This is a genomic window from Embleya sp. NPDC001921 (assembly GCF_053594475.1).
Genome location: NZ_JBSFEO010000044.1, coordinates 1 through 19,027, shown reverse-complemented (window position 1 = coordinate 19,027; position 19,027 = coordinate 1). Strand labels below are relative to the sequence as shown.

Here is a 19,027-nt window from a genome sequence, read left to right as displayed (position 1 = left end):
GGCCGGCGCGGCCGAAGGCGAGGGCGGGTTCGAGGACTTCGAAGAAGACCCGGGTCTGGGGAAGGCCGACCCCGGTGCCGTCGACTATGGTCGGCGCCCCAGGTAGGCGGCCAGCCGGGTGTAGACGTCGGCGTCGGCGGGCACCGGTACGACCGGGCTGAACCGGCCCTCCTCGCTGCGGGCCTCCGGCGGCGCGAACTTCGAGAATGCGTCGAGTGCCTGCTCGGCAAGGTCGGGGTCGAGTTCGGCGAGCCGCCGGGTGGCGTGTGCGAGGTCCCAGGAATGAGCCGTGAACTCGTGGGTGTAGGCCTCCAGGACATCCCGGCCGGGCAGCGTGGCCCACGGTAGTTCGACCATGCGGTCGAGCCCCTCGTCGTCGGCCCACGCCCGCTCGACCTCGCTGCGGGCCAGGGAGAATGCCCTTGCCCAGCCGTCATCGGCGATCCCGTCGATCACCTCGGGCACGTCGCGCACGTCGCCTCCGGTGCCGACACGGGCAAGCTTGTGCAGCACGGAGACAACATGCCCGAGCAGCGCGCGAACGTCGTAATCGGCGCAGGGAGTGCGGTTGCCCAGCTCATCACGACCTACCGCCGCAACCTGCTTCCCGGCTTGATCGAGTGCCCGGGCCAAGATCGGACGTGGGTCACGGGCCGGTTCGGTTGTCATGATCGGGAGCCTACGAGGACGCACCGACAGGGCAACGGTAGTGAGCGATCCCTACCAGAGGTCAGTGCATCGTCATCCGTTCTCGCCGCCCCATACCTTGAGCCTCCGACAACCTCCTGTCGAACTCCCACTCCGCGAAGACCATCTTCCACCCGGATGAATCGCGCCGAGGCGTCACGACCCTCCCCTCCGGGGGTTCGGGAACAGGCGCTGATCTTGTCTTTCAACCCTTTCGGTCGGCCGAAGCCCAGGTCAAGACTTCGCTGCGACGAAGTCGACGGTCGGCTCGGTTGGCCACGTCGCGGGCTGCCGGAGTCCGTGACCACCTCGGACTCCGCCTACGCCGTCTTGGCCCGGTAGACGAAGGCGGGCGGAAGGTTCCGCCACACGGTCCGGGTGCGTTCGACGGCGCCGAAGGCATCGGAGAGTTGGTCGGCGAAGCGGCGTACCGTCGGCATCCAGGCGGCGTGCCCGGACGCGAACGTCGTCATCCACCCGCCCGGTCAGCGCGCCGGTGACCGCGTCGAGGATCTCCCGGCGGACGCCGACCGGCATCACCGCCCAGGGCAGGCCCGAGACGACCGTCGTCCTGGCCTCGCCCAACGACGGGCTGCACGGACCGGGCCGGCGGCCGGTGTGAGTGCAGGTCACGTTCACCGCGGCGCCGCTCCTGCCGCTGCCCCGGTGGCAGGGCACGGCCTGGCCGGCATGCGGGCCCGCGCAGCGCTGTTCCACGGCACCGTGTACGCGGGCACGACCCCGGAGGGCGGGTACCGGGTCCGTGCGGAACTCCGCCTCCCCGACCCGGCGTTCCACCACACTTCGGTCCAGGATGCGGCGGTCGCACGATGACCGGCCGCCTCGACGCCGAGATCCGCTCCGGCGAACAGTCCCCGGCACGCGTCCTGCTCTGCGACGACCAAGAACCAATGCGCGTCGGTCTGCGCATGGTGGTGGACCGCCAGGAATGATCCGACGGTCGTCGGCGAGGCCGCAGACGGCGACCGCGCCGTGGAACTCGCCGCGGCGCTGCGCCCGGACCTCGTGCTCATGGATGTGCGCATGCCCGTACCGGACGGCGTCGCGGCCACCGGTCGTGTCGTCCGCGAACTGCCCGAGGTGCGCGTCCTGGTCATCACGACCTTCGACCTCGACGAGTACGCGTACGCAGCCCCGCGCGAAGGCGCGAGCGGCTTCCTGGTCAAGGACGCACCCACCGACGAAACGCTCGTCGCGATACGCGGCGTACTGCGCGGCGACACCTTCGTCTCCCACTCCGTCACCCGGCGCCTGATCGACCGCTACGTCGCCGGCAGCAGCCCACCGGTCGGCCGCGTGCCCCTGCCGGCGGCCGGTGGCGCGAAACTGCGCGGATTCGTCCGGTGCGAGGCCGGCCTCGGTTCGCGATGGCGCCGGTGACTTCGTCATCCGGTCTTGGCTTCGGCCAAGCGGGTCGGGAATGTCGACCCGGCGGACCGACCGGGGCGGACCGACACGGCCCGACAGGCCTTCCATGTGTGCGGTCGAGGAAGTCGCGCACGACGGCCGCGTCGCGGTGCGCGGTCAGGGCGTCGCGCAGGTCGGTTCACGGTGCGCGGTCAGGGGCGCAGCCGCGGGCGGAGTCGACGCCGCCCATCGTGTCGACGGCCTGGTGCGCGATGCCGGCGGCTGTGTCCAGGTCGCCGAGCGCGATGTACGCCCCCGCTCTGCGCGCGAGGTAGATCGCGGCGCCGGTGGCCGAGTACCTCGCCGGGGTTCGCGAAGGCCCGCTTCAGTGCCCCGAGTTCACGGTCGCGGCGGCGTATGGGTCGGACCGGGGAGGTTGGACGCACCTGCGTCGGGCGCCTGGTGGGGGGATCGGTGCGGGCGGGTCCTGTTGCTACGTCCCCACGCGCTGCGCCAAACCGTCCACCATGAGGGCCAGCCCCGCCTCGAACGCCGACTCGTTGTCGATCGTCGGGACGACGGGGTGGTCCGCCCCGACGGCGAGGGCGGTGTCCGCTTGCTCTTCCAGGACGCTGCCGACCGTGTAGCGGCCGGCGGCCAGCATTGCCATCCGGGCGTCCTGTTCGGGAAGGCCGGACGCAAGCAGGAACTGCATCTTGTGGGCGATCCGGTCGAGGTCCGCCCCGCCGGGCATGCTTCCGGCATGGAGTCGTGCGCCGTCGCGGTGCATCAGCAGCGTGCGACGGAAGCCGCGTGTGTTCTCGAGGAACCAGTCCCGCCAGTCGTCACCGGGCCGCGGTAGCGGAGCCGCCGCATGCGGTGCCATGGCGGCCTCGGCCATCGCACCGAGCAGCTCCCTCTTGTTCCGGAAGTGGTAGTAGAGGGACGGCTGCTCGACGCCCAGGCGCTTCGCCAGCCGCCGGGTACTGACAGCGTCCAGGCCGACCTCGTCCAGCAGGTCGAGTGCCTCGCCGACGACGTTCTCGCGGTTCACCTTCACGTTGACAATCTATCGGTGATAGATGACGCTGTAAATGTGCCTATCACCGATAGAAACGAGGCTGCGCCATGACATCCGGAACCGGGACTCCCTCCCTGAGGGTCCTGATCTGCGGCGGTGGGGTCGCGGGACTGTCCCTGGCCTACTGGCTCGCCCGGGGCGGCCACCGAGTGACCGTCGTCGAACGCTTCCCGGCGCTGCGGGCCACCGGTGCCCAGGTCGACCTCCGAGGCCAAGGCATCGACGCGGTCACGCGCATGGGGCTCCTCGACGCGGTCAGGAGCAAGCTCGTGGACGAAGCCGGCGTCGCCTTCGTCGACGCGCGCGGCAGGGCGCGGGCGACCGTCATGGCCAACACCTCCGGCCGGGGCCGGCAGACTCTGACCTCCGAGTACGAGATCATGCGCGGCGACCTGGTGCGCATCCTCCACGACGCGACCAAGGACGACGTGGACCACGTCTTCGGCATCGGCGTCGAGAGCTTCGAGCAGGACGACGAGAAGGTCGTCGCCCACTTCTCCGACGACTCGTCCGACACCTACGACCTCCTGGTCGGCGCGGACGGGCAGGGCTCGCGGACGCGTCGAGCCGTCCTGCCGGCAGCCTCTCCCGATCCGTACCGGCGAGTGGGCATCCACATGGCCTACTGGTTCGTTCCGCGCATCGCGTCGGACACCCGCATCCGGGACACCTACAACGCCCCCGGCGGCCGGATGATCATGCGCAGGAGTCACAACCCGACCGAGAGCCAGGTCTATTTCGTGCTGCGGGAGGAGTCCGCGCAAGCCTCGGCCGTCCACCGCCGGCCGGTCGAACGTCAGAAGGAGTTCTGGACCGACAGGTTCCGCGACGCGGGATGGCAGACCGAGCGCTTCGTCGACGGCATGCGGACCACCGAGAGCTTCTACTCCCAGGAGGTCGTGCAGGTACGCACGGACACCTGGTCCGAAGGGCGGGTGGTCCTGGTCGGAGATGCCGCCCACTGCGCCTCCCCCTACAGCGGCATGGGCGTCTCCGGCGGCCTGGTCGGCGCATACGTCCTGGCCGGCGAGATCAACCGGCGGCCCCACGACCTGCCCGGGGCCCTGGCGGACTACGACACCACGCTGCGCCCGTTCGTCGACGCGATCCAGGCAGCGGTGAAGCCGCACCTTCTGCGCGTGGGCCTGCCCGTGCATCGGTCGGCCATCGAAGCGTTCCACCGGGTCACGGCACTGGCCTGCTTCCTGCGCGTCCCCGAACTCGTCGCGCGGTTCTCCAAGGAGGACCGGGGCGGCGACTGGCGGCTCCCGCGCTACCCGGACCTCGACGCCGCGGCCTGAGTGTCGCGCTCGGGAACTCCGAACGGGACTGGAGCAGTCGTTCGTCGGAGGGCACCCGCGGTTGCGGGCCTGCGCCGGCGCCGGCCCGCGGCGTCGGGCGCGCGCGACCACATGGGCCTCACCGTGCGCCGGCAGCCGTGCGGTCCCACGGGCGTCCCCTCGGCGCACCTCCCGCTCTGCTCGTACTGCCGTTTCAGTACGCCGCGGTGTCGCCGAGCGCCGGACGACGAGGGTGCCCCCGGTCACGAACGATGGGAGTCATGGCTCCGGCGCCACGCGCCCGTGTGGCCCACGCGGCCGGAGCGTGGCCTCGTTGCCGTTGCACAGCCTTTCCCTCCTGCCGACTGGAGCGCCTCGTCATGGCTTCACTGCTCTACCGACTCGGTCGATTGTCCTTCCGACAACGCCGATACTTCGCCTTCGTGTGGATCGTGCTCCTGGCGGCGTGCGCCTTCGCCGCAGCCACGGCGCCGGCGGCCGAGGACGACGGATTCTCGATGCCGGGCACCGAATCGCAGAGGGCCTTCGACCTGATGGACGAACGCTTCCCCGGCGGAAACGCGGAGGGCGCCGACGCACGGATCGTCTTCGCGGCCCCCGACGGGCGGAAGGTGACCGCCGGCGACAGCAGGGCGGCGGTGGACCGGGTCGTCGAAGCGGTCGCCCGCGGTGCTCAGGTCAAGGAGGTCCTGAACCCCTTCACGCAGGACGACAACACCGTCGGCAAGGACGGCACCACCGCGTACACGACCGTCACCTACAACGCGGTGGGCGACGACCTGACCGAGGCGACGAAGAAGTCCCTCATGGACGCCGTCCAGGACGGTCGGGACGCGGGCCTGACCGTGGAGGTCGGCGGATCGGCGGTGGACGCGGGCCCCGAACTCGGGGGCGTCACCGAACTGATCGGCATCGGTGTCGCGGCGGTGGTGCTGTTCCTCACCTTCCGGGCGCTGGTCGCCGCCGGTCTGCCGCTGATCACCGCGCTCGTCGGTCTCGCCGCGGGGATCTGCGCGATCATCGCCGCGGGCATGTCCACCACGACGATCACCCTGGCACTCATGCTGGGCCTGGCCGTGGGAATCGACTACGCGCTGTTCATCGTCTCGCGATATCGGGCGGAACGAGCCGAGGGGCACACGGCGGAAGAGGCGGCCGGCCTGGCGGTGGGCACGGCGGGATCCGCCGTCGTCTTCGCCGGAGCCACGGTCGTCATCGCGCTGGCGGGACTGTCGGTGGCGGGCGTCCCCATGCTGACCGACATGGGGCTGGCCGCAGCCGGGACCGTCGTGGTCGCCGTACTGGTCGCGCTGACCCTGCTGCCCGCGCTGCTGGGCTTCTTCCCCCGGGCCGTGCTGCCCCGCGCACACCGCGCACCGGGGCAGCCGAGCCCGCCGGCCAAGGAGCCTGCGGGCAGCCGGTGGGCCCGCTTCGTCATCCGCAGGCCGCTGGCCGTGCTGCTGCTCAGCGTCGCGGGCCTGGGCGTGGTCGCCGCTCCGGCGCTGGACCTGCAGCTCACCCTGCCGGGCGACGAGGCTCAGCCCACCTCGACCACGCAGCGCCACGCCTACGACGCACTGGCCGACGGATTCGGCGCCGGCTTCAACGGGCCCTTGACCGTGGTCGTCGACGCCAAGGACGCCGCCGACCCGAAGACGGTCGTCACCCGGGCCACCGAGATCCTCACCGCCACCGACGGAGTGGTGGACGTCTCGCCGGCCGTGTTCAACGAGGCCGGCGACACCGCCGTCGTCACCGCCGTGCCCGGCACCGGCCCGAGCGCCACCGCGACCAAGGACCTCGTCAAGGCCATCCGCACCCAAGCGAACGAACTGGAGGCCGACGCGGGCGCATCCATGCTGGTGACCGGTCGGACCGCCATGAACATCGACGTCTCGAACAAGGTCACCGCGGCGCTCATCCCCTACCTCGCCGTCGTGGTGGGCCTGGCCGTCGTGCTCCTGATGGTCGTGTTCCGCTCGGTGCTCGTACCGCTCAAGGCGGCCTTGGGCTTCCTGCTCTCGGTCGCCGCGTCCTTCGGCGTGATCGTCGCGGTGTTCCAGTGGGGATGGCTCGGCGGCCCGCTCGGTGTCGCACAGACCGGGCCGGTGATGAGCATGATGCCGATCTTCCTGATCGGCGTGGTCTTCGGCCTGGCCATGGACTACGAGGTCTTCCTCGTAACCCGCGTCCGGGAAGCCTTCGTCCGCGGCGAGCAGCCTTCCCAGGCCATCGTCACCGGCTTCCGGCACAGCGCCCGGGTCGTCGTGGCCGCCGCCGTCATCATGATCGCCGTGTTCGCCGGCTTCATCGGCATGACGGACTCCATGATCAAGATGCTGGGCCTGGGCCTGGCCTCCGCCGTCTTCTTCGACGCCTTCATCGTCCGGATGACCATGGTCCCCGCGGCCCTGGCCCTGCTGGGTCGCACGGCGTGGTGGCTGCCCCGGTGGCTGGGCAGGGTACTGCCCGACATGGACGTCGAGGGCGAAAAGCTGACCGGGCGCCTCACCCCCGACATCGCCCTGCCGGCACAGACCGCACACCGGGAGGAATCGGTGAACACCTGAGCCCGTGGACCGCCTCGGGCCGCCCGCGGTGGCACGGGTGGCCCGACGCCGTTCCGCGGTGCGGGACCCCGACCGACGACAAGGCAACGACCGACCAAGGAGTTCGCGTGATCGCCCAATTGCGGTTGTGGGCCCGCCGCCGTCCCCGGTCGGTCGACGCCGCGCTCGCCGTGACGCTGTCCGGCATCACGATCGTCTCCACAGCCATGGGGCAGCCGCCCCGCATCACCCAGTGGCCGCCACTGCCCGCGGTGGTCGTCGCCGCGGTCTCCTCCGCCTTCTTCCTCGCCCACCGCAGATTCCCGCGCCTGACGGTGGTGGGCACCACCGGGTGCAGTGCCGCCCTGGGTGCGATGGGCGCCTCGCTGGGCTACCCGTTCAGCTCCACCGTCACCGGCACCGCCATGGCGGCCCTGTACTCCCTCGCCCGGCGCACCGACCGACCCACCACCGGCCGCTACACCGCCGCCTGCGGCCTCGTACTCCTCGCCGCCTCCGTCCTGTGGGCACCGAACGGCGCGCACATGCGGTCCGAGCAGGTCGGACTCGTCGGTTTCGTCCTTGTGTCCAGTGCCGTAGCCGACTCCGCGCGCAGCCGACGCGACTACATCGCCGCCGTGGAGGCACGCGCGGAACTCGCCGAGCGCACCCGGGAGGACGAAGCACGTCTTCGGGTGAGCGCCGAGCGGATACGTATCGCCCGCGAACTGCACGACGTCGTCGCCCACCACATCACACTCGCCCACGCCCAGGCCGCCACCGCCGACTATCTGCTGTCCACCAAGCCGGATCAGGCGCGGCTCGCGCGGCGCAACCTCACCGCCACCCTCGCCTCCGCGCTGCAGGAACTTCGAGCAACCGTGGGACTGCTGCGCCAGACCGGGGACGAGACGGCTCCGCTGGATCCCGCGCCCGGCCTGGCCCGGCTCCCCGCGCTCCTCGCCTCCTTCGGGCACGCCGGCCTGACCGTACGACTCACCCGCGACGGCCGCCGGCAGGCGCTGTCACCGCGTGTCGACCTCACGGCCTACCGGATCGTGCAGGAAGCCCTGACCAACGTCACCAAACACGCGCACACGGCGACGGCCTCGGTCCACCTCACCCACACCGGCCGCCTGCTGACCATCACGATCACGGACGACGGACGGCGGCGGACGACGAACAACGCGGCCGGCTACGGACTCATCGGCATGCGGGAGCGCGCCCGGGCCGTCGGCGGGCGTCTGCGGGCCCGCCCCCGCTCCGACGTCGGATTCGAGGTGATCGTGGAGCTCCCCGCCGCCGCGTCACGGCCCCCCGACGTCACGCTCGCCCACCACGAGGACAGCGAATGACGATCCGGGTATTGCTCGCCGACGACCAGGCACTCCTCGCCGGAACCTTTCGGATCCTCATCGACGCCGGCGACGACATGGAAGTCGTCGGCGTCGCGGCAGACGGCACCCGGGCCGTGCGACTGGCCCGCGCCACCACCCCGGAGGTCGTGGTCATGGACATCAGAATGCCGGGAATGGACGGCCTGGCCGCCGCCGAGGAGATCACCCGTGACGAGACCCTCACGGACACGCGCGTCCTCGTCCTCACCACCTTCGAGACCGACGAATACGTGACCAGGGCCCTGCGTGCGGGCGTGAGCGGCTTCCTGGGCAAAGGCGTCGACCCCGCCGCATTCCTCAACGCCATCCGCACCGTGGCGGCCGGAGACATGGTCCTGTCCCCGCCGGCGACCCACGCCGTGGTCACCCGCTACCTCGCCGGCCCCAGCCCCCCGGCGGCAACGCCCCCGGCACTGGAGACCCTCACCCCCCGGGAACGTGAAGTCCTGGCCCAGGCCGCCCGAGGTCTCACCAACGACGAGATCGCCGACTACCTGGACGTCAGCCCGCTGACCGTGCGCACCTTCATCCAGCGCATCATGACCAAGCTCGGCGCCCGCCACCGCGGCCGGCTCGTCGCCATCGCCTACCAAACCGGTTTCGTACGCGTACATCCCCCACCTCGGCCAGGCACAAGGAGCACCAACACCTGAGGCCTCCGACAGCAGGCCCTTCAACAACCCCACGCGGCACGCACGTAGGCGACCGCGGTGGCGGTCGAGATGTCGGGCAGCCGGGGTCGGCCGATTCCGATCAACAAGAGCCGTTGTCGGAGCCGACCACGCGGCCGGGCGCGGGGATGCCGCTCCGGGTCGGTCTTCTTCCGGAGCCGTGGGTCCCACCGACGCTGCGGGGCTCACCGCTCGGGACTACCGACAGAACCGGTTGTCGCGTGTCGGTCATCACCCGGTCACGACGTGCCAAGTCCGTCCGGCCCGCGCGGCGTCGGTCCTGGCTGGTTGGTCCGGGAAGCTCCCCGAGGCCGGTGTGCCGGCTCCGGCCCCGTTGGGGAAGACAGCTCCGCCGAAGCCCCGGGTTGCAGATCCGGCTGTGTCGGGTTTCGTGTCGATATCTGTGACTGCACCCGTGCGGCGGGCAAGAAGCCCGCCCCAAGCCCGGTCTCGCCGACACGCTGCGCCGCCGCAGCCGGTTCGATCCGCGGGCCGTCGTCGACTGCGGCAGCCAGGCCGAAACCGCGTGTATGCGCGACGGCTTCGGGCATCAGGCGGGCCAATTCCGTACGCACTTCGGCCGCGCTCGCCGGACGGACTCCGGCATCGAAGGCCATGAGCCGTCCGACCAGCCGGTGAAGCCCCGCGGGGAGATCCGGGACAACCTGCTCCAGCGGCACGACCGGCGTGGCCAGGCGCTGCTCCCACGTCTGCAGCGACTTGTCCGTGAACGGGCTGCGTCCCGCGAGCATTTCGTACATGACGACGCCGAGTGAGTAGAGGTCGCTTTGTGGTGTTCCGCGGTCGGGGATGTCGGTCGCCGTGCGCCATAGCAGCTCGGGTGCCGACGACCTGAGGTTTCTGTGGGTCGGTGCTCGGTCCGGAACGTCTCTGCGCACGCTGGCCGCGAGCCCGAAGTCAAGGATTTTGGCACTGCCCGATCGGGCCACGATGATGTTGGCCGTGGTCAAATCCCGGTGGAGATACCCCGCCTTGTGCATCGCCTCCAGACCCGAGGCGGCCTCGGACGCCACGTGGACCGCCCAGTCGGCGGAGAAAGAACCTCCGCGCCGCACCAGTTCCTCGACGGTGTCACCCGAGGCGACTTCCATCGCGAGGTAGGGCCGGCGTCGCTTGTCACTGTGGTCATACGCTCCGACGAGGTTGGGATGGTCGAGCGAGAGGGCTATTGCGGCTTCCTGGCGGAACGCCGCGTGGGCCTGCTCCCGTTGCGCTCCCTTGAGCTTCTTCAGCCTGGGAATCTTGAGAGCCGCGGCCGCACCCCGGACCGTGTCGAACGCCCGCCAGACGTCACCATTGGCTCCCGCCCCGAGAGGGGTCGCGTCCTTGTAACGGCGAGGCAGTCTGGGGGCCATCGGTGAGTGCCAAGACCTTTCCGGAAAGCATCGCGGGTTCCTCGGCAACGTACGCGCCGAGGGGGCGAGGTCGCGCCGTGCCGCATGCCACGGTCGCGCCTCCAAGGCCGAACACCGGCCGTGGCACCACATTCACAGGGGCTTCGGGCGGAGCCCGATCGAAGGACGACCGGAGATGGCGCGGAGCGCTCGCCGTCAGTCGACTGTTCCGGCGGGGGCGACCCATTGGGTGGGCTGGCCGGTGACGGCGGCGATCATGTCGTAGCCACCGTCGTAGTGCAGGACCACCACACCGTGCCGCTCCGCGGTGGCGGCGATGAGCAGGTCGGCCATGGACAGCGCCCGGTGGACACCCTTGCCCACCGTCAGGCGCCGGACGTCCTTGGCGCGGTCCCACACCTCGTCCGGACAGGGCAGGTAGTCGAAGCCGGCGAGCAGGCGGTGCAGACGATCGGCCTCGTCCGCGTCACGGGCGCCGTGCAGGACTTCCATCTCCACCGCCCCGGTGACCGCGAGGAATCCGCGCTCGGACAGGTCGTCCAGGACGGGGCGCACGGCGGGCTTGCCCCAGCGGGCCAGCGCGGACTTGTCGATCAGGTAGCACTGCCGGTTCACGTTCACGAGATGTCGCGTGGGGCGGAGCGGTCCTGGTCGAGGAGGTCGAACTCGCCGCAGGCGATCGCGTCCGCCAACTCCCGGCGCCGGGCCAGTTTGACGGCGGCGAGCAGCGCCGCGTTCACCGTGGCGACCTTGGTACTCGTCCCGAGGTGTTCCTGGGCCTCGGCGAGCAACGCGTCGTCGAGATCGATGAGCGTACGAGACATGAAGACTCTCCTGTCCTCGACCGGAAACAACCCCATGATATCAAAACCGGTCCATACTTGATATCACGGCTGATCCGTGGCGTCCGCGCGATCCGGAGGACAAGGCCGGTTCTACAGTCGGGGTCCGGGGTGGTGGGTCGTCGACCACGGGGCGACAGCGTGCTCGGTCTTTCCTAGGCGCAACACCCGCGGAAATACCGGTAACACCGGAAGCGACACCGAGACGACAGCGCGACCACGGTCCGGGAGCCGGCACCGCGAAGAGAGAACCCGTGCAGGAATCCTTGCCACGTTTCCAGTTGGTTCGTGTCCTGGAGTCGACCCCACTTGCCGCACGCGAGGCGAGGCACGTGACCGTACGCCAACTCGCGCTCCGGGGCCGGCCGCCGGACTCGGAACTGTCCCAGGCCGCCGCGCTGGTCGTGGCGGAGCTTGCCGCCACTGCGGTGACCCACGGACACACTCCCGACGCGCGCTTCGAACTCGAAGTCGCCGTCCGGTCGGACCTCGCCGACCGCGAGCTGCTCCGCATCGCTGTCACCGACTCGTACGGCGGCCACGTTCCGACCGCCGTCCCGCGGCCGCCGGTGCCGGACGCGACGTCGGGGCGTGGCCTCATGCTGGTGGCCACCCTCGCGGAGCGCTGGGGCGGCAGGTGCGTGGGGCCGGGCGGAAGACCGTGTGCGCGGAGCTCGACGCACGTGTGTCGGGGGCACGTACGGGTGAGTCCGGGTAGTCCCTTAGATCGCAAGGACGAGGTGCCGATCGTGGGTGTTCTCCAGAGTTGAGGTCGACGACGACGCCGGGCACATGACGGGCGTCGCTGCTCCTCATCCTTGACTCTCCGACGCCCGACGAGGACGCGATGATCGAAGCCCAAGGCTTGACGAAGAGGTACGGCGACAAACCGGCGGTCGATCAGCTCTCGTTCCGCATCCGGCCGGGCACGGTCACCGGCTTCCTGGGCCCCAACGGCGCGGGCAAGTCCACCACGATGCGCATGATCCTCGGCCTGGACTCCCCCACCGCGGGCAACGTCCTGGTCAACGGGCGGCCGTACCAGTACCTGTCCGCGCCGCTGCGCGAGGTGGGTGCGCTGCTGGACGCGAAGGCCATGCACGGCGGCCGCAGCGCGTACAACCACCTGCTGTGCCTGGCGCAGAGCAACGGCATCCCGCGCCGCCGCGTCGACGACGTGCTCGACATGGTCGGCATCACGACGGTCGCCAAGAAGCGCACCAAGGGGTTCTCGCTCGGCATGGGCCAGCGCCTGGGCATCGCGTCGGCGCTGCTGGGCGACCCCGGCATCCTGATGTTCGACGAACCCGTCAACGGCCTGGACCCCGAGGGCATCCTCTGGATTCGCAACCTGATGAAAGCCCTCGCCGCGGAAGGCCGCACGGTGTTCGTCTCCAGCCACCTGATGAGCGAGATGGAGGTCACCGCCGACCACCTCATCGTCATCGGACAAGGCCGGCTCATCGCCGACACCTCCATGCGCGACTTCATCGAACGCAACTCCACCGCCCACACCGTGGTCCGCTCGCCGCAGGCCGACAAGCTCGCCGAGCTCCTCACCGCCAAGGGCGGCACCATCGCCCCCGAAGGCGACGCCGGAGCCCTGCGCGTCACCGGCCCCGACACCGCCGCGATCGGCGACATCGCCGCCGAACACGGCATCGCCCTCCACGAACTCTCCCCCCGCTTCGCCTCCCTCGAAGAGGTCTACATGCGCCTCACCCAGGACTCCGTGGAATACCGCTCGGACCGACCTGGCCGGACCCGCGGAAGCGAGGGCTGAGCATCATGGCCATTCCCACCCCACGGCAGTCACCCCCGGGCGTGCCGACGGGCGCCGAGGACAACGGCAGCGCGCGCACTCCGTCAGTGAACGGGCGGATCAACAGCCGGGGTTCGGACGATCCCGAGCCGCCGCAGACCCCGGGCGCGCTGGGTCTGTACCGGCAAACCCCCGTCAGCCGCCTGCACTTCACGCGCATGCTGCAGTCCGAGTGGACGAAGATCCGCACGGTCCGCTCCACCATGTGGTCGCTGATCGTCATGGTCGTGCTGATCGTCGGCATGGCCGCCCTCCTCGGCGCGACCATCGACACCCCGGACGACGAGGGCAAGGACCCGACCGTGTCGCTCGCGCTGGCCGGCACGGTGATCGCGCAGATCGCGGCCGCGACGCTCGGCGCGCTCACCATCTCGGCCGAGTACACCACCGGCATGATCCGCTCCACGATGACCGCGTACCCGCGCCGCATCACGGTCCTGGCCGCCAAAGCGGTCGTCTTCGGCCTGCTGATGTTCGTGGTCGGCCTGGTCGCGTGCTCTCTCGCCTACCTCGTCGCCGACGGGATGTTCTCGCGCGAGGTGGCCGCCGACTCCACGAACCGGGAAATCCTCAAGGGCGTCCTGGGCTCGGCGACGTACCTGGCGCTGCTCGGCCTGTTCAGCCTCGGTGTGGGCACCATGCTCCGGCACTCGGCCGGGGCCATCACCGCGGTCCTCGCCATCGTGCTCGTGCCGACGATCTTCGGCGGGTTCATCCCCGGCAAGTTCGGCGAATGGGTCGTCGTCTACTCGCCCACCGCACTGCTGACCAAAATGGTGGCGCCGTACGACGACGTGGAGGGCGGCATGGCCGGCGGCCTCGGCCCGTGGCCCGGCATGATCCTGATGACCTGCTACGCCGCCGCGGCACTGGCCGGCGCCACCGCACTCATCAAATCACGCGACGTCTGACCCGAGCCGCACCGAAGTCCCGACGATCGTCACCGACACCCGACAGCCGGTGCAATGCCGGGTCGGGCGACCATGCGTGGGTGTATTCCCGTGCGGGTGTCGATACGAGTGCGCACCTGCCGGAGGCGCCCAATTGCGGGCGAGGTCGGCCGAGTTGCGGTGCCGCCGGGGTTGCTCGTTCGTGCGGTGCGGGTGGCGGGGCGAGCAGTGCGGACCACCGTCCCCGCGCTTGTTCGTCCGGCGTCTCACCGGTCGCGTGCGCTGCTACGGTGGGGCACCGTTTCGGCGGCGTCGCCGGGACACGAAACGGAGGGCGGCGTGAGCGGCGAGTCCCCGAAGGATTTCGGAACGGTGCCCCGACCACCGTTCCCGGTGTTCCCGTCCGTCTACGACGGTGAACGGGCGGACACCCCGGCGCGACGCGCCTGGCTGGCGGGCTCGCGGGCGGTCGGGGAAGCCCTGGCGCCGCCGAGTGGCGACTCGCTCACCGGCGCCTTCGAGGCCCTTCGCAGTGGGGATCGAACGCTGCCGCAACGTTCCGGAGGCTGGTCCTTCACGATCGAGGCCGCCGTCGGCTCACCGGGCCGCACCCTCTTCGTCACCGATCCGGCCGGTACCAGGCGGGAGTTGCTGCATCCGGCCCGCCCACGCTCCGGTGTCGGCATCGGCCGCGGCGGCTGGGTGGTGGGACCTCCCGAGGAGGGTGATCCCCGATATGTGGTGATCTGCGACATAGGCGAGACCGGAGCCGACTCGACCGCGGTCGCGCGCGTCATCGACGCGCGAACCGGGAAAACCGTGGAGGTGTTGGATCCCGCGGTGCACGCCGTGGCCTTCACCGGCCCGCGCGAGTTCGTCTACGAAAGGGCGGTGCGTACGACCGGAGGCGCGAGCCAACACTCCCTGTACCACCATCGGATCGGCGCCGGGACCGCCGACCGAAGACTCGACCTGGGCGACGCTTTCGACCCGGTGTATCTGCACGAACTGGCCGCCTCGGCGGACGGTAGATGGCTGGCGGTCGCCGAATGCGTGGCTCTGTGGGGCATCGGCAACAAGATGGCGCTGGTCTCGCTGGAGAGCGGACAGGTCCACGAGGTGAACCACGATCGGGCACACCTCACCGAGGCGACCTTCGACGCGAACGGAAACCTGTTGCTCCGCGAGCGGGGCCGGGCTGGATACGGGACCCTGTCCCGGGTCGAGCTGCCCGTCTCCGGTGACCGGGCCCACGACATGCAAGCCCGCCTGGACCGCCGGCGAACGCTTGTTCCGGAGGAACCCGGCGCCCAGATCATCGACTACACGCAGGTCGAGGTGGACGGCCGGGAGATGATCGCGGTGTCCCGCGTCCGATCCGGTCTGCTGTTCGAGATCGCCGTCGTCGACCCGAGCGGGACGGATCGACCCCGATACCTCGACCTGCCCGGCCCGCCGGTGTACGAGGGCGACAGCGAGCGGATCGTGGGCGCCATCGGTGCCGTCGACGGTCTCGCCACGGCGCCCGACGGCGCCGTGCTGTTCACCTTCAGCGCATGGGGCCGGGCAACGGAGACGTACCGGGTGGACCCGGCCGGCGGTGAACCCGAGGCCGTGACGAACTTCAGCCGCAACGTGCGTGCACGGCTGTCGATTCCGCCGATACAGGGCCGTCTCCACCACGCCACCTCGAAGGACGGGACGCCGGTTCCCTATCTCGTCGCCGAACCGGAGGGCCTCACCGGCAAGGCCTTGGCGGTCGTGCGCTCGTACTGCGGCTTCGCCTACCTCAATCGGGCTGCCGGCGACTCCGCGGCGGGGCGGCAATCAGCCGTGGCACTGGCCAGTGGCGGGCGCGCCGTACTCCCGGCGCTGCGGGGTACCGGGGGACACGGGTGGGACTGGTTCCAAGAAGGCCACAAGGCGAACTTCGGGAAGAACACCGAGGACGCCCGGGCCGTCGAACAGGACCTGGTGACAAAGGGCTTGGCCGATCCGAGGCAGATCGTGCAGGTGGTCGGTTCCGCCGGAGCCATGGTCGGCGCCGATCTCGAGCGCCGTCATCCGGGAGGTCGCGGCGGGGTCGTCTTCGTCGACTGCGACCTCGACATCCTCGACCCCTCCGTGGCCGACGCCCTGATGCGGCGCCACGCCTACGGGCGACGCGAGGTCCCGGAGGAGGCGGCTGTACTGCACCGGCGCAATCCCATCACCGCGCTGCTGGACATGACCGCCCAGTCGAGTGCGGCCGTGCGGAACTGGTACATCACCCAGTCCGTCACCGAAGACCGCGTAGCACCACGAGGGGCGTTTCAGTTCGTGCGCACCGCGAGCGCCGCGCTGCGACAGGGGCGGCTGTCCGGGCGCGTGGTGTTCCGGCCGACGAAAGGCGCGCATTCGGGCTCGCTGTCACCGCGTGACCAGGCCGACATCTTCCGCCACATGGCGCAGACGACCGGGCACGACGGGAGGCCGCTGCTGCGCGAGGCACCCGGCGCCGGCAAGGACCCGGCCAGGGGTCCCGACGTGGTTCGTGCCGCGCTGAGCCCGATCGTGCGACGCGCGGTCGGCGTGGCCCGGCGGTCCGGCAGAGCCCCCCGAGTCGAGGGGACAACGAGCGCGCCGCCCACCGGTCCGGTGACCTTCCTCCGGACCAAGGAAGCGGGATCTGAGCCGTGACCGGCCTCCGACACGGGTGTGCGGCAGGCAACCCGCGGCCGGCCCGCCGGACGACACCGCGCGGCCGACCGGGGCCCGGCAGGGCACCACGTCCCACCCGGTCCTCGCGCTCACACTCGCTGCCCCGCCGTGTCCCACGCCGTCCTACCACCGGGCCGCCGGCCTCCCCTCGATCGAGCCCGGTCCGACCCCGAGCGCCACACGGCGCGCCTGGCCATTAGTCTTCGTGCGTCATTCTGATGCCTGAGCAGGCTCCGCATCCGTCGAGTGGTTGCGGAGCCCAGTTGCGCCTGTGAGGAACCTGTCATGAGCGAGCCGCGCGGGGGCGCCGGCCGGAATCGTTTCGCTCGACTGCGCCGCCTGCGGTGGGGTCCATACCCGCGTCGGTCGGCGTTCGGACGCGAGGGCGGCCGCATCGTGCCGGCGCTCGTCGGCGCCGCCTCCGGCGAACGGCGCGGTGGTCGCCTGGGCCAGGCGTCCGGCGCGCGTCACGGCGGGGAGCCCGAGCCCGCGAAGCCGTCCGGCGTTTCCACGCCCCGGTGGCGGATATGTCATGTGGCGGTTGCGCTCGCACTACCGCTGTATGTGGGATGGGGCCTGCTGCTGGCCACCGGTGGCGGTGATCTCGCGGCTCAGTACTCCTGGGCGGAGTTCGCCGTGCGGCATCCGGGTACGCCGTACGGCCTGTTCTGGTTCGGCGGGATCGACGTCGGCAGCTACAGCGTCCTCTCGCCGCCGCTGATGGCGTTGGTCGGGGTCCGCACTCTCGCCGCCCTCAGTGGGTTGACCTCGACCTGGCTGTTGGCCGCGCTGTTGGTGCGCACCACCCGGAGAGTGCCGACGTGGCCGGCGCTGATCGGGGCGCTGGCGCTGTGGGCCAACGTCGTCTCGGGCCGCGCCACGTTCGCTCTCGGTGTCGCAAGCGCGGTGGGCACCTTGCTGGTCCTCGTGGGGCGGCACACACCTGTGTGGCGGCTCGTCGCGGGGGTCGTGGGGGCTGGGCTGACCGTGCTGTTCAGCCCCGTGGCCGGTCTGTTCCTTCTCGTGGCGGGCGCGGGGTTCCTGCTCGACCGGCAGTGGGCGAGAGGCCTGGCCCTGATCGTACCGACGGGTGTGGTCGGTGGGTTGGTGAGCGCGCTGTTCCCGTCCCACGGCCAACAGCCCATGGGAGCCGAGCGGATCATCCTGCCGGTCCTGGCCGGCGTCGTGGTGGCGTTGACGGCACCGCGCGACTGGCGCGAGCTGCGGGCCGGTGGCGCGGTCTACGCCGTCGGTGTGGTGCTGACCTGGCTGATTCCCTCGCCGGTGGGCACCAACGTCGAGCGCCTGGGCACGCTTTTGGGCGCGCCCGTGCTGCTGGCAATCTGGTTCGAGCGGAGACGGCGAGGCCCGCGGCCCGGGAGGTCCTTGCTCCGAGTCGGTGGTGACGCGTCCTTCCGCACGCGCTTGTGTGCCGCGGGGCTGGCGATGTGCGTGATCTGGACGGCGGTGGCGACGGCCCGAGATGTGCGGGCGCATACGGAGGTGCCCGGCTGGTCGCGGCACACCGCCGGGGTCATCGCCGAGTTGGACCGGCTGGGCGCATATCGCGGCCGTGTCGAAGTGGTCCCCACCGGCTCGCACCGCGAAGCCCGGGTGTTCGCCCGGTATTTCCAGACGGTGCGCGGCTGGAACCGCCAACTCGACATGGAGCGCGGCCGCTTGTTCTACTCCGAGGAGCTCGACGAGGCGACCTATCGGGCGTGGCTGAACGATTGGGCGGTCGGCTACGTCGTCCTGCCGCACGCCCCACCGGACGGCTACGCCAGGACCGAGGCCGCGTTGATCAGGTCCGGCCGCCTGGGCTCCTGGCTGGAGCCGGTCTGGAACGACGCCTATTGGACCGTCTTCCGCGTCCGGGACGCCGTGCCACTGGCCACCGCCCCCGCCGAAGTGCTCCGTGCCGGCGACGCCGACATCGTGCTCAAGATGCCCAGCCCGGGAACGGTCACCGTGCGTGCCACCTACTCGCATTGGCTGTATTCCGACGGCGCCTGCCTGCGCGCGAGCGGCCCCTGGATCCAACTGACCGCTTCGCGCCCCGGGATCTACCGGATCACCTCCAGCTACTTCCCCCCGGATGGCTGCCGAACATGAGGTTTACGGCCGGGAGGCACTGACACCGTCCCACATCCCCGAGGGCGTCGGGTGTCTGCCGGCACCGCCGACACGACCGGGGCCGTCCGGGGCGGGACGGTGGTCTCGCGAGGGATCGGAGACGGAATACTCACGGGATGCGACTGCGCGGGCAAGGTCGTGAGGAGATCGACGAGTGGTGCGTGGTGTTCTCCGGGGCGGTGGCGCGAGGGGAGTTCGGGTGGGCGC

General features: G+C 70.8%; 19 protein-coding genes. 13 read left to right on the top strand and 6 right to left on the bottom strand.

Annotation, left to right across the window (positions count from 1 at the left end):
* Positions 1-84 precede the first annotated feature (84 nt).
* The gene (locus ACWCPW_RS38550) at positions 85-669 is read right to left on the bottom strand and encodes a TIGR03086 family metal-binding protein (protein ID WP_449766256.1); all 585 of its coding nucleotides are present in this window, start codon (positions 667-669) and stop codon (positions 85-87) included.
* A gap of 338 nt (positions 670-1,007) precedes the next feature.
* Positions 1,008-1,160 carry a hypothetical protein gene (locus ACWCPW_RS38545; protein WP_449766255.1) on the bottom strand — a complete coding sequence of 51 codons (153 nt, stop codon included), beginning with the start codon at positions 1,158-1,160 and terminating at the stop codon, positions 1,008-1,010.
* 23 nt (positions 1,161-1,183) lie between these two features.
* Here ACWCPW_RS38545 and ACWCPW_RS38540 point away from each other — a divergent pair, with 23 nt between their 5' ends.
* Genes ACWCPW_RS38540 through ACWCPW_RS38525 form a run of 4 tightly spaced genes read left to right on the top strand, consistent with a single transcriptional unit; the run spans position 1,184 to position 2,088 of the window.
* Positions 1,184-1,309, top strand: a complete 126-nt coding sequence (locus ACWCPW_RS38540) for a hypothetical protein (protein ID WP_449766254.1) — start codon at positions 1,184-1,186, stop codon at positions 1,307-1,309.
* Between the two features lie 44 nt (positions 1,310-1,353).
* Positions 1,354-1,521, top strand: coding sequence for a hypothetical protein (locus tag ACWCPW_RS38535; RefSeq protein ID WP_449766253.1), 168 nt, complete (start codon positions 1,354-1,356; stop codon positions 1,519-1,521).
* Positions 1,518-1,640, top strand: coding sequence for a hypothetical protein (locus ACWCPW_RS38530; RefSeq protein ID WP_449766252.1), 123 nt, complete (start codon positions 1,518-1,520; stop codon positions 1,638-1,640). The genes ACWCPW_RS38535 and ACWCPW_RS38530 overlap by 4 nt, the downstream gene beginning before the upstream one ends.
* Before the next feature lie 40 nt (positions 1,641-1,680).
* A complete protein-coding gene (locus ACWCPW_RS38525; protein ID WP_449766251.1) occupies positions 1,681-2,088 on the top strand; it encodes a response regulator in 408 nt (135 codons plus the stop codon).
* Between the two features lie 460 nt (positions 2,089-2,548).
* Here the strand turns inward: ACWCPW_RS38525 and ACWCPW_RS38520 are convergent, their stop codons facing one another.
* On the bottom strand, positions 2,549-3,115 hold the full coding sequence (locus ACWCPW_RS38520; protein ID WP_449766250.1) for a TetR/AcrR family transcriptional regulator C-terminal domain-containing protein: 567 nt from the start codon (positions 3,113-3,115) through the stop codon (positions 2,549-2,551).
* Positions 3,116-3,183: 68 nt separating this feature from the next.
* Here ACWCPW_RS38520 and ACWCPW_RS38515 point away from each other — a divergent pair, with 68 nt between their 5' ends.
* The 4 genes from ACWCPW_RS38515 to ACWCPW_RS38500 all read left to right on the top strand — a co-directional run bounded on the left by ACWCPW_RS38515 (position 3,184) and on the right by ACWCPW_RS38500 (position 9,036).
* Complete coding sequence (locus tag ACWCPW_RS38515) at positions 3,184-4,437, top strand: FAD-dependent oxidoreductase (protein ID WP_449766249.1); 1,254 nt, start codon at positions 3,184-3,186, stop codon at positions 4,435-4,437.
* 359 nt (positions 4,438-4,796) lie between these two features.
* Positions 4,797-7,007 carry an MMPL family transporter gene (locus ACWCPW_RS38510; protein WP_449766248.1) on the top strand — a complete coding sequence of 737 codons (2,211 nt, stop codon included), beginning with the start codon at positions 4,797-4,799 and terminating at the stop codon, positions 7,005-7,007.
* A gap of 107 nt (positions 7,008-7,114) precedes the next feature.
* Positions 7,115-8,341 carry a sensor histidine kinase gene (locus ACWCPW_RS38505; protein WP_449766247.1) on the top strand — a complete coding sequence of 409 codons (1,227 nt, stop codon included), beginning with the start codon at positions 7,115-7,117 and terminating at the stop codon, positions 8,339-8,341.
* Complete coding sequence (locus ACWCPW_RS38500; RefSeq protein WP_449766246.1) at positions 8,338-9,036, top strand: response regulator transcription factor; 699 nt, start codon at positions 8,338-8,340, stop codon at positions 9,034-9,036. Before ACWCPW_RS38505 ends, ACWCPW_RS38500 begins: the two co-directional genes overlap by 4 nt.
* 257 nt (positions 9,037-9,293) lie before the next feature.
* Here the strand turns inward: ACWCPW_RS38500 and ACWCPW_RS38495 are convergent, their stop codons facing one another.
* From ACWCPW_RS38495 to ACWCPW_RS38485, 3 genes are all read right to left on the bottom strand, one after another.
* Positions 9,294-10,430 (bottom strand): serine/threonine-protein kinase, encoded by a 1,137-nt coding sequence (locus ACWCPW_RS38495; protein WP_449766245.1) that lies wholly within the window; start codon positions 10,428-10,430, stop codon positions 9,294-9,296.
* Positions 10,431-10,625: 195 nt separating this feature from the next.
* Complete coding sequence (locus tag ACWCPW_RS38490; RefSeq protein WP_449766244.1) at positions 10,626-11,051, bottom strand: PIN domain-containing protein; 426 nt, start codon at positions 11,049-11,051, stop codon at positions 10,626-10,628.
* Positions 11,048-11,254 (bottom strand): type II toxin-antitoxin system VapB family antitoxin, encoded by a 207-nt coding sequence (locus tag ACWCPW_RS38485; protein ID WP_449766243.1) that lies wholly within the window; start codon positions 11,252-11,254, stop codon positions 11,048-11,050. The genes ACWCPW_RS38490 and ACWCPW_RS38485 overlap by 4 nt, the downstream gene beginning before the upstream one ends.
* Before the next feature lie 272 nt (positions 11,255-11,526).
* On the opposite strand from ACWCPW_RS38485, the gene ACWCPW_RS38480 reads away from it, so the two are divergent.
* From ACWCPW_RS38480 to ACWCPW_RS38460, 5 genes are all read left to right on the top strand, one after another.
* A complete protein-coding gene (locus ACWCPW_RS38480; RefSeq protein ID WP_449766242.1) occupies positions 11,527-12,042 on the top strand; it encodes an ATP-binding protein in 516 nt (171 codons plus the stop codon).
* A 77-nt stretch (positions 12,043-12,119) separates the two neighbouring features.
* Positions 12,120-13,055, top strand: coding sequence for an ABC transporter ATP-binding protein (locus ACWCPW_RS38475; protein ID WP_449766241.1), 936 nt, complete (start codon positions 12,120-12,122; stop codon positions 13,053-13,055).
* A gap of 5 nt (positions 13,056-13,060) precedes the next feature.
* Positions 13,061-14,005 carry an ABC transporter permease gene (locus ACWCPW_RS38470; protein WP_449766240.1) on the top strand — a complete coding sequence of 315 codons (945 nt, stop codon included), beginning with the start codon at positions 13,061-13,063 and terminating at the stop codon, positions 14,003-14,005.
* Between the two features lie 351 nt (positions 14,006-14,356).
* Positions 14,357-16,663: a prolyl oligopeptidase family serine peptidase gene (locus tag ACWCPW_RS38465; RefSeq protein ID WP_449766239.1), complete on the top strand. Its 2,307-nt coding sequence runs from the start codon at positions 14,357-14,359 to the stop codon at positions 16,661-16,663.
* 555 nt (positions 16,664-17,218) lie between these two features.
* On the top strand, positions 17,219-18,799 hold the full coding sequence (locus ACWCPW_RS38460; RefSeq protein ID WP_449766238.1) for a hypothetical protein: 1,581 nt from the start codon (positions 17,219-17,221) through the stop codon (positions 18,797-18,799).
* Positions 18,800-19,027: the final 228 nt, after the last annotated feature.